General features: G+C 45.9%; 7 protein-coding genes. 2 read left to right on the forward strand and 5 right to left on the reverse strand.

What is annotated here, in order from left to right; genetic code table 11:
• Positions 1 to 23: 23 nt before the first annotated feature.
• The 3 genes from AB4517_RS11500 to AB4517_RS11510 form a co-directional block, all read right to left on the reverse strand.
• Positions 24 to 1,400, reverse strand: coding sequence for an IS4 family transposase (locus tag AB4517_RS11500; RefSeq protein ID WP_136977510.1), 1,377 nt, complete (start codon positions 1,398 to 1,400; stop codon positions 24 to 26).
• A gap of 155 nt (positions 1,401 to 1,555) precedes the next feature.
• On the reverse strand, positions 1,556 to 2,134 hold the full coding sequence (locus tag AB4517_RS11505) for a hypothetical protein (RefSeq protein ID WP_017067975.1): 579 nt from the start codon (positions 2,132 to 2,134) through the stop codon (positions 1,556 to 1,558).
• A gap of 212 nt (positions 2,135 to 2,346) precedes the next feature.
• Positions 2,347 to 3,945: an isocitrate lyase gene (locus AB4517_RS11510; RefSeq protein WP_017059981.1), complete on the reverse strand. Its 1,599-nt coding sequence runs from the start codon at positions 3,943 to 3,945 to the stop codon at positions 2,347 to 2,349.
• Positions 3,946 to 4,075: 130 nt separating this feature from the next.
• Here AB4517_RS11510 and AB4517_RS11515 point away from each other — a divergent pair, with 130 nt between their 5' ends.
• Together AB4517_RS11515 and AB4517_RS11520 are read left to right on the forward strand one after the other, a co-directional pair.
• Positions 4,076 to 5,029 carry a LysR family transcriptional regulator gene (locus tag AB4517_RS11515; protein WP_009845781.1) on the forward strand — a complete coding sequence of 318 codons (954 nt, stop codon included), beginning with the start codon at positions 4,076 to 4,078 and terminating at the stop codon, positions 5,027 to 5,029.
• Between the two features lie 155 nt (positions 5,030 to 5,184).
• Complete coding sequence (locus AB4517_RS11520; RefSeq protein ID WP_372148378.1) at positions 5,185 to 7,368, forward strand: malate synthase G; 2,184 nt, start codon at positions 5,185 to 5,187, stop codon at positions 7,366 to 7,368.
• Positions 7,369 to 7,578: 210 nt separating this feature from the next.
• Here AB4517_RS11520 and AB4517_RS11525 read toward each other — a convergent pair whose 3' ends face one another.
• Positions 7,579 to 9,006, reverse strand: coding sequence for an NAD-dependent succinate-semialdehyde dehydrogenase (locus AB4517_RS11525; protein ID WP_136981764.1), 1,428 nt, complete (start codon positions 9,004 to 9,006; stop codon positions 7,579 to 7,581).
• 93 nt (positions 9,007 to 9,099) lie between these two features.
• The gene (locus tag AB4517_RS11530; RefSeq protein ID WP_017064281.1) at positions 9,100 to 9,888 is read right to left on the reverse strand and encodes an IclR family transcriptional regulator; all 789 of its coding nucleotides are present in this window, start codon (positions 9,886 to 9,888) and stop codon (positions 9,100 to 9,102) included.
• Positions 9,889 to 9,999: the final 111 nt, after the last annotated feature.

Below are 9,999 nucleotides of genomic sequence, written 5' to 3' on the forward strand. Positions count from 1 at the left end.
CTGTCTCTTGATCACAAGTCTGGTTAATCAAGAGACTTAGCGAGTTCATACCCTTCAAGGATGGTTTGTAACCTGAACCATCCTTGCCATAACGTCTTTATGGAAGCGCGACCCGTTCGCTTGGTATTCTTCCAGCCACCTAACCGAGCAATACCATTGTAAGCCCATGATATATTGGGCGCTTCCTTCGGCAGCTGCTTTTTCTCCAACTTTAGCCACATTAACTTCCATGCTTTGCCTTTTAATACCTGCTCACAACTGGTCTTAGATAACTCATCGGACTCATTCATGAACCTCAACTGGAGTAAGCGAGTCGCGATAAAAGCTAAAATGACGCTGAGCCTTTCTAAGTTATCTTTACTCTGCATTCTCAGTTGCTCAACTTCAGTCCCTTCACTTTTCCAGACTTTATGAAAATCTTCTATTAGCCAGCGCCGCTCATAATAACTGACGATTTTGAGGGCCTCTTCTTTGCTCGTTATCGGCTCCGAAGTCAGTAAGTGCCAGGCGAGCTTATCGCTATTCTCTCCTTGTTCTATACATCCCACGTAGTAAAGCGGAATGCTATCGAACTCTTTCTTGTTTGCAGGAGACTTGAGTGTCACGGGGGCATATTTAATATCTAAATGAGCCTTGCGAGCTTTGCGACCGCCTTTTTGCGGTATTTCGAGCACTTTCTCCCCGGCTGATGACAGAGTAGAAGCATAGCTATAAAGACGATTATCATGCTCTTCAATACAACGGCTTTGCATGGAACGAACGAGGAATCTTTGTTGTTGCTCTCGCTTGTAAGTGAGGTATTCAAAGAGGTCGGCTTCTCTATCGCACACCGAAATGACATCCGACATTTTATCGCCAAGTCGCTCAGCGACATAGCGAGAGGCTTGTTCCCACTTATAACTTTCTTTCTCTTCGTATGGTCGAGTCGCATGTTGGTGTCTTTGACCTCGCTTTTCTATATCACGAGTCCAGCGCTGTTGTTCAATTAAACCAATCACAGATTGAGTGTCGGGCGCAAAAAGTAAGGTAGAGTGTACGAACATGGCACGATGTCGATTGCCTTGATTGGAGTGCCCGAGTTCATCTCGAATACTGCGATGGGCGTAACTCAGAGAAGTGGTGTCTTCTAAGGCAAGAAGTGTTTGTTGCTTTAACGCTTCTTGCGCAGTGACATAAAACCCCGCTTCTGCGATATCTTCTGCTTTGATTTTCTCATTACGGATGAAGCGATAAGCCCCTTCCATTTCAGCCGGTGAGATAATGAGTTTCGAGACAGGGACGCCAGGTTGCTCGGCCAGTGAAGCTGCGAGAGCAACGAGTCTTTGAGTGCGTCTTGGGTCATTAAGGTGGGCTTGACCGAACTGTTTTTGTGCCCAAAGGGTTGGCTCTATATAGGTCATGATAATCATCCTTGTCATTGCTTAGATGATCAGATCGTGAAACATAAAATTAGTTCAAAAAAAATCCCTAAGCCGTAGCTTAGGGATTTGTGTATAAGAGACAGCCGTATTGGGAGCCATTTTTGTTTTTAAGAAGACTGATTTGTTGAACGTTTTCAGTCGGCCAACTCGGGCTCAGCTAACTCCTGAACACAAGCACGGCTGATGTCTTCATCAATGTAGGCCATACCGAGTTTATTGAGGTAGTCCATGCGATCAGCAGTGCGAAGCTCGATGTCGGGGCCTGCAATGTTATTGGCTTGATAAATTTCAGTGAGGTGAGACATGAATTGCTCGCCCACACTCATCATCAATAGACTCATTGCTCCTACGTCCGGTCTTACTTTGGCACGTTGCTTTTCAGATAAGTTTACCGCTAATACGATAGGCTGTTCTTCACCTTCGAAGCGAACGCCTCGCTCACGAACGGTTTGTTGAGCCCAGTAATATGCCAGTTCTTTGCTCTGGGTGAGAAACACTGGCTCAACCGATTCGGTGTAGTTGTTGCCGATGGTCGCCATAGTTTTTGAAGCTGCTTCGTTGAGCGCTTTGTCTCCAGAACGTTTTAAACCTTGGCCTTGAATAGAAGCCAATAAAGCGGAAGATGTGCCGTGATACCAAGTATCACCCGTCGCGAAACCATTCTCTGATAACAGTGTTTTTGCATCTTGTAGGTGTGTAGGTATTGAAGTCATAGGCACTCTCAAAAAATAAGAATCTTAACAAATAGGAATCTGAACAAATACGTATACAGTTAGCTTAAACAGAAGTTGTTCGGTTAACCGTGGTGTGGAACACAAATCTGAGGCTTTGAGATAAAGCTGGCAGTACAAGCTTTATCTCAAAGCCTTCCCCCGGATCTTACCTAAGTAAGAGAGAAGGACGGGGGAGGCTTTAGCGTTAGCGGTTAATCAAATTGATTAGACGTATTCGCTTCACCCGCGGCTTTTAGTGCATTCTCACCCGCGAAGTATTCTTTGTGATCATCACCGATGTCTGAACCAGACATGTTTTGGTGTTTAACACAAGCGATGCCTTGGCGTATCTCTTTGCGCTGAACATTTGCAACATAGCCCAGCATGCCTTGGTCACCGAAGTATTCTTTTGCAAGGTTGTCGGTTGACAGCGCTGCAGTGTGGTAAGTCGGTAGAGTAATCAAGTGATGGAAGATACCCGCTTCACGAGATGCATCCGCTTGGAATGTGCGAATCTTGTCATCAGCTCGTTTAGACAATTCAGTTTCGTCATATTCAGCACTCATTAGGCTAGCACGGTCGTAAGCTGAAACATCTTTACCTTCTGCTACCATCGCATCGTATGCTTGTTGGCGGAAGTTTAGCGTCCAGTTGAATGATGGAGAGTTGTTGTAAACCAGCTTCGCATTAGGGTGAACTTCACGTACGCCGTCCATCATCTCTTTGATTTGACCGATGTGTGGCTTCTCAGTCTCAATCCATAGTAGGTCAGCACCCGCGTTGATTGCTTCAATACAGTCGAATACACAACGGTCTTCACCAGTACCTTGGCGGAATTGGTATAAGCCTGAAGGTAGACGCTTAGGTCGAACTAGCTTACCGTCACGGTTAAAGCAAACGTCGCCTTCTGCCATATCTGCAACATCGATCTCTTCAACATCTAGGTATGAGTTGTAGATATCACCTTGGTCGCCCGGCTCTTTCACTACTGCGATTTCTTTTGTTAGGCCAGCACCTTGAGAATCGGTACGAGCAACAATAACGCCGTTGTCGATGCCTAGTTCAAGGAAAGCGTAACGAAGTGCGCGAAGTTTTGCGTGGAAGTCAGCGTGTGGAACCGTTACTTTGCCGTCTTGGTGACCACATTGCTTCTCATCGGCAACTTGGTTTTCAATTTGTAGACAACATGCGCCTGCTTCAATCATCTGCTTAGCCATTAGGTAGGTCGCTTCTGCGTTACCAAAACCTGCATCGATATCGGCGATGATTGGCACCACGTGTGTTACGTGATTGTCGATTTTGTCTTGGATAAGGTCTTGTTGGTTAACGTCGCCCGCTTCACGTGCAGCGTCTAGCTCACGGAATAAACCACCCAGTTCACGTGCATCAGCTTGGCGCAGGAATGTGTATAGTTCTTCTACTAGGCCTGCAACCGATGTTTTCTCATGCATAGATTGGTCTGGAAGTGGACCAAAGTCTGAGCGAAGTGCTGCAACCATCCAGCCTGATAGGTATAGGTAGCGTCGGTCTGTCTTGCCATCAAAGTGCTTCTTAATAGAAATCAACTTTTGTTGGCCGATAAAACCATGCCAGCAGCCTAAAGACTGAGTGTATTGAGAACTGTCTTTATCGTAAGCCTCCATATCCGCACGCATGATATCTGCCGTGTATTGCGCGATATCTAGACCTGTTTTGAATTTGTTTTGAGCTCGCATACGAGCAGCAGATTCAGCATTGATTGCATCCCATGGAGCACCTGCAGCGCTTTTTGCAACTTCTATCATTTCGATATCTTGTGTAATTTGCGACATAACTATTCCTTAGTTTCACGTGGGGTATGGTTGCCAAATTGGCTTGGATTAAAACTTTGCTATGGACAAAGAATAACCACTCATGTGATAATTTTGTTAATTTATAGTTATTATATTCGGTATTTTTCTTATGAATATTGCCCGTATAGACCTTAATTTGCTTGTGTATTTAGACATGTTGCTACGTGAAAGAAACGTTACACGAGCAGCAAATCAATTGGGTATTACTCAACCAGCCATGAGTAATGGCCTTCGCCGATTGCGTGATCTGTTTGAAGACCCGCTATTAGTGAGAACAAGTGAAGGGATGATACCGACCGAACGCGCGCACAAGTTGCAGCCACTGATTCGAAACATCTTGGCGAATGTAGAGAAGACACTGCAGCCGACCACAGAGTTTAATGCAGAAGACAGTGAACGCGTGTTTCGTATCATGGCGAGTGACTATGCAGAGTCGACCATTATTCAGCCGCTATTGAAAAAACTGAGCGAGATAGCACCGAAAATACGACTGGATATAATGACGCCAAGTGATGTGAGCTATCAGGATGTAGAGCAAGGTACCGTTGATATAATTATCAACCGATTTGACGATATTCCTCAGTCGTTTCACCAGATGAGCCTTTGGCACGACGGGTTTTCTTGCCTCTTTAGTTGTGACAACCCGATAGCCGACAATTTCGATATTTTGTCTTATTTAAAGGCGCAACATATTTGGGTAAGTAAGACTGGTATGGGAACGGGAGTCGGGATAAACCCAAGCGAAGCACAAAAGCTTGGTTGGATAGATGAAGCACTAATGCGCATTGGTAAAACCCGTAACATCACGGTGTTTACGCGACACTACTTGTCGGCGATTCTCTTCGCACAACAGAAGAACCTGATCCTGACTATTCCTACCAAAGCCGCTCAACTGCAGCGCAATAACCCTAGATTGTTAATCAAACCAGCGCCATTTGCGATTGAACCCTTTGAGGTGAAGATGGCGTGGAGTCCATTGTTACAAACCAATCCAGACCACCAGTGGATGCGTCGTTTGATTAAAAGTGTCGCTAACGAAATCGAGAGTGGAGTAACGGAATAACACAGTTTTCAGGGTATTTTTTATATGAATATCCAATATAACCGGCATAAATTAGCTAAATTCATGTCCGTTAAGTAAGTTTAAGTCAGTAAAGTAAATTTGAGCTAGTCACGAAAATTTATTGAGTAGCCATAAATTAGTTTGAGAGAGATTTTATGAGCAGTCGTATTCAACAGGGAAGCTTGAACATTGATAGCACCCTCTACCAATTAATTAATGAGCAGGTGATTCCTGGAACAGGCATTGTCGCTGAAGACTTTTGGCAATCATTTGCAACCATCCTTGAAGATTTGGCTCCAAAAAATCGCGCATTGCTTATCAAGCGTGAAGATCTTCAACATCAAATTGACGTTTGGCACCAAGAGCGTGCTGGGCAAACGCTAGATGCTGTGGAGTACAAACAGTTCTTACAGCAGATCGGTTATTTGGTTCCTGAAGGCGATGACTTTCAAGTGACGACAGCGAGCGTAGAGCCTGAGATCGCAACACAAGCAGGGCCGCAGCTTGTGGTGCCAATCATGAACGCACGTTTTGCACTTAACGCAGCCAATGCGCGTTGGGGCAGCCTATATGATGCGCTCTACGGAACGGACGTGATTAGTGAAAGTGATGGCGCGGAAAAGGGCGGAAGCTTTAACCCAGCCCGTGGCGCTAAAGTAGTGACTTATGCTCGCGAGTTCCTTGATGACGCAGCGCCATTAAACGGCGTCTCCCATAAAGACGTCACCAAATACAGCATCAGTAACGCTAGCATCGGCAATAAATTAATAGCGACACTCGATAACGGCGAAGAAGTCACTCTCATTGATAGCGACCAGTTCATTGGCTATCAAGGTGACGCAAGTTCCCCTTCGTGCATTCTTCTTAAACACAATAATCTGCACATCGAAATTCAAATTGACCCGAGCGCACCGATTGGTAGCGTCGATGTGGCGGGAATTAAAGATGTATTAGTCGAAGCCGCTCTAACAACCATTATGGATTGCGAAGATTCGGTTGCTGCAGTTGATGGTGAAGACAAAGCATTGGCTTACCGTAACTGGTTAGGTTTGATGAAAGGTGATCTACAAGAATCACTAGAGAAAAACGGCAAAACTATTGTTCGTAACCTTAATCCCGATCGCCAATACACCAGCGTGACGGGTGGTGAGATTTCACTAAAAGGCCGCAGCATGTTGTTCATCCGTAATGTCGGCCACTTGATGACTAACCCTGCGATTATTGATGCCGAAGGTAATGAAGTGCCTGAAGGCATTATGGATGGCATGATCACTTCGTTAATTGCGATGCATGATTTAAAAGGCAACAGCGCGTACCAAAACTCGACTGCGAACAGTATCAACATCGTAAAACCTAAGATGCATGGCCCTGAAGAAGTCGCCTTTACTAATGAATTGTTTGGCCGTATTGAAGATGCATTAGGGCTAGATCGATTCACGATAAAAGTCGGCATCATGGACGAAGAGCGTCGTACTTCGGTTAACCTTAAAGAATGTATTCGTGCAGCTAAAGATCGTGTTGTGTTTATCAACACAGGTTTCTTAGACCGAACGGGTGATGAGATTCACACCAGTATGGAAGCGGGGCCTTTTGCTCCTAAAACACAGCTGAAAACCATGACTTGGATTGGCGCATACGAAGATCAAAACGTTGATCTTGGCTTAGCTTGTGGCCTGCAAGGTAAAGCCCAGATTGGTAAAGGTATGTGGCCAGAGCCGGATAATATGGCGAAGATGATGGACGCGAAAATCGGACATCCACAAGCGGGTGCTAATACCGCTTGGGTTCCTTCTCCAACCGCCGCGACTTTGCACGCGCTGCACTATCATAAGGTGAGTGTACCAAGCCGTCAGAAAGAGCTTCGTGAGCGAGTGAGAGCCAATGTCGATGATATTCTTACTATCCCGTTACTGGGCGATCAAAAGCTTACCGCGCAAGATATTCAAAGTGAACTGGATAACAACACCCAAGGTATTTTGGGTTATGTGGTTCGTTGGATTGACCAAGGCGTTGGTTGTTCGAAGGTACCTGATATTAACGATGTAGGGTTAATGGAAGACCGAGCGACGCTGCGTATTTCAAGCCAGCATATTGCGAACTGGTTACGTCACGGCATTTGCGAGGAAGCTCAGGTAATGAAAACCATGAAGCGTATGGCCGCAGTGGTGGATGAGCAAAACGCTGGCGACCCGAGTTACCGTAACATGGCGCCTGATTTTGAAAACAGCATTGCATTTTCAGCGGCGTGTCAGTTGGTATTCGAAGGCTGTGCTCAGCCGAGCGGTTACACCGAGCCAGTGCTGCACGCGATGCGTCTAAAACTGAAAGCGCAGGGATAGTGAAGCAACCGAATAACAAAAACAGAGAATGTAAAATACTAAAAAAAGAAACCCCCTTTAACCGAGCCCAAGGTGCCGCGCTTTTATAGCGCGGCTTTTTTTTGATTCATTTTTGTGAAGGGAAAGGTGGAAAGTGGGTCAGGTTAGTGATCACTAAGACTTAATTATTTCCGAGCCCTAATCACTGCCAGAACTTAGTTACTACCAACCTTATTTTCCGCCAAAGCAAAGATACTTAATGTCCATGTACTCATCGATGCCTTCTTTCGCACCTTCACGGCCAATACCTGATTGTTTCACGCCACCGAAAGGCGCGACTTCGGTTGAGATCAGGCCATCATTAATACCCACCATACCGTACTCAAGTGCCTCTGCGATGTTCCATACTCGATGAATGTTCTGACTGTAGAAGTACGACGCTAATCCATAAATGGTATCGTTGGCCATCTCGATAAGCTCTTCGTCCGTGTCGAATTTCATCACAGGCGCGACTGGGCCAAAGATCTCTTGTTGAACGATGTCCATGCTGTGTTTTACATCTTTAAGAACAACAGGCTGAATGAAAAGCCCATTAAGCTCCTGAGTTGGCGTGACAGGCGCAGCACCTTGTTCAATCGCTCGGTTTATCAAAGCTTGGATGTTGTTCTTCGCATTCAGGCTGACAACAGGTCCAATCGTGACACCCTCATCTAAACCGTTACCAATCTTAAGCTGCTGAACCGCTTGATCGAATTTAGCCACAAACTCATCGTACACTTTACTGTGAACGTAGAATCGGTTCGCACAGACACATGTTTGACCTGCATTACGGAACTTCGACGCCATTGCCCCTTGAACGGCTGCATCGATGTCGGCATCGTCAAACACAATAAATGGTGCGTTACCGCCAAGTTCCATTGAGGTGCGTTTGATGCCTTTTGCTGCTTGAGCCATCAAAATACTGCCCACACGGGTCGACCCAGTGAAAGAGATTTTTTTGATCAACGGATGCGAAGTGAATAGGTTGCCCACTTGTTCAGGGCTTTCACCAAGAACGACTTGAAGTAGATCCTTAGGGATACCCGCTTGATAAGCCAGTTCAACCACAGCAAACGCAGAAAGCGGTGTCTCATCCGAAGGTTTCACGACAAAGCTACAACCCGCAGCTAAGGCAGGAGCCGCTTTACGAGTGATCATTGCAATCGGGAAGTTCCATGGCGTAATCGCACATGCGACACCAATAGGCTGCTTGATGGTCACCAAGCGTTTGCCAGCGACTGTGCTAGGAATGGAATCACCATAAGTGCGCTTTGCTTCTTCTGCAAACCACTCAATGAAGCTCGCGCCATACACCACTTCGCCTGTCGCTTCGGCTAACGGCTTACCCTGTTCCATTGTCATGATTCGAGCAAGGTCATCTTTGTTTTCAAGGATCAGCTGGTGCCAGCGATGAAGCAGTGCAGCACGAGATTTAGCAGGAATTTTTGCCCACTCTTTCTGTGCTAAATGAGCTCGTTCAATCGCGCTCGCTAACTCTGTTTTTGATGATACCGGTGCGTGCCCGATGAGTTCACCCGTTGCTGGATTGGTCACGGCAACCGCGTTATTCGCTTCTGTCACCATAAAAGAGAGTAAGCGCTGGTTATTAATTTCTAGCATGTGATTCCTTCTTGATGATTACTTAACACGTGTTGGTGCTGTTATTGAGTTGATGTCTATGCAGTGCTGATGATTCGCTTTAGCCTGCCAAGGTTATTCTTGCGCCCAGTTGTCTGCTTCTATCTTCGCTAATGCTTTTGCTGCTTTTTGAAGTGCGGGCAAGAATTTTATTGCTTCGTCCGGTTTCACTCGAATCACAGGTGCTTGGATCGCTAGGCCTAGATTTGATTGACCAGTTGGTGAGGGTATCAGCACAGCGATACAGACTAAGCCTGGTAAAAACTCTTCATCATCAATAGCAAAACCTTGGATTTTCGCTTCTTCAATGTCTTTCTCTAGAGTCGAATAGTCGGTAATCGTGTTTACTGTGTATTGAGTCAGCGGCACGTTTTCAATTAATCGTCTGCGCTGCGACTTAGACATGTGTGCTAAAAACAGTTTGCCGGTAGCCGAGCAGTGCACGGGAACGCGAGAGCCGGGGTGCAGGTGAAAGCGAAGGGGGGCTTCAGTTTCGGCACGATCGAGATAGATGATTTCGCCACTTGAAAGAGCGGTCAGGTTACAACTCTCACCGACTTCTGCTCTCAGGTTCTCAAGGATAGTGCGTCGCGCGCTGTGCATGGTGCTATTCAAAAGTAGGTTTTCGGCAAGTTTTCTGAGTCGAATACCTGAGCTGTAGTGCTTTTCGTCGCCATCTCTTTGAATGATGCCCGCCGCTTCTAACTGTTGAAGCATTCGGTGCAGCGTGGGTTTTGGCAATCCGGTCTCTTCGACTAAACCTTGCAGAGAAATAAACTCGTCTTTTTGCGCTATCACCTCTAATAGTGCAAAAAGTCGGAGGGTCGGTGTATCCCCTTGAACTTGCGGTGTTTCTGTTTGCATACAGTGATTCATCCTTGCGATATGTCTATGCCTAAGAGTGTACATACCAAATCACTATTCTTCAATTATCTGAATAAAATTTGACCTTTTTTGTTATTCCAATTATATAAA

It is taken from the genome of Vibrio sp. 10N.222.52.C3 (assembly GCF_041474195.1).
In the GTDB taxonomy this organism is placed as follows: Bacteria; Pseudomonadota; Gammaproteobacteria; order Enterobacterales; family Vibrionaceae; genus Vibrio; species Vibrio crassostreae_C.

Excerpts from the sequence above, each read along its gene's own strand:
- AB4517_RS11500 (WP_136977510.1), bottom strand. The coding sequence starts at position 1,400 with ATGACCTATATAGAGCCAACCCTTTGGGCACAAAAACAGTTCGGTCAA.
- AB4517_RS11505 (WP_017067975.1), bottom strand. The coding sequence starts at position 2,134 with ATGACTTCAATACCTACACACCTACAAGATGCAAAAACACTGTTATCA.
- AB4517_RS11510 (WP_017059981.1), bottom strand. The coding sequence starts at position 3,945 with ATGTCGCAAATTACACAAGATATCGAAATGATAGAAGTTGCAAAAAGC.
- AB4517_RS11515 (WP_009845781.1), top strand. The coding sequence starts at position 4,076 with ATGAATATTGCCCGTATAGACCTTAATTTGCTTGTGTATTTAGACATG.
- AB4517_RS11520 (WP_372148378.1), top strand. The coding sequence starts at position 5,185 with ATGAGCAGTCGTATTCAACAGGGAAGCTTGAACATTGATAGCACCCTC.
- AB4517_RS11525 (WP_136981764.1), bottom strand. The coding sequence starts at position 9,006 with ATGCTAGAAATTAATAACCAGCGCTTACTCTCTTTTATGGTGACAGAA.
- AB4517_RS11530 (WP_017064281.1), bottom strand. The coding sequence starts at position 9,888 with ATGCAAACAGAAACACCGCAAGTTCAAGGGGATACACCGACCCTCCGA.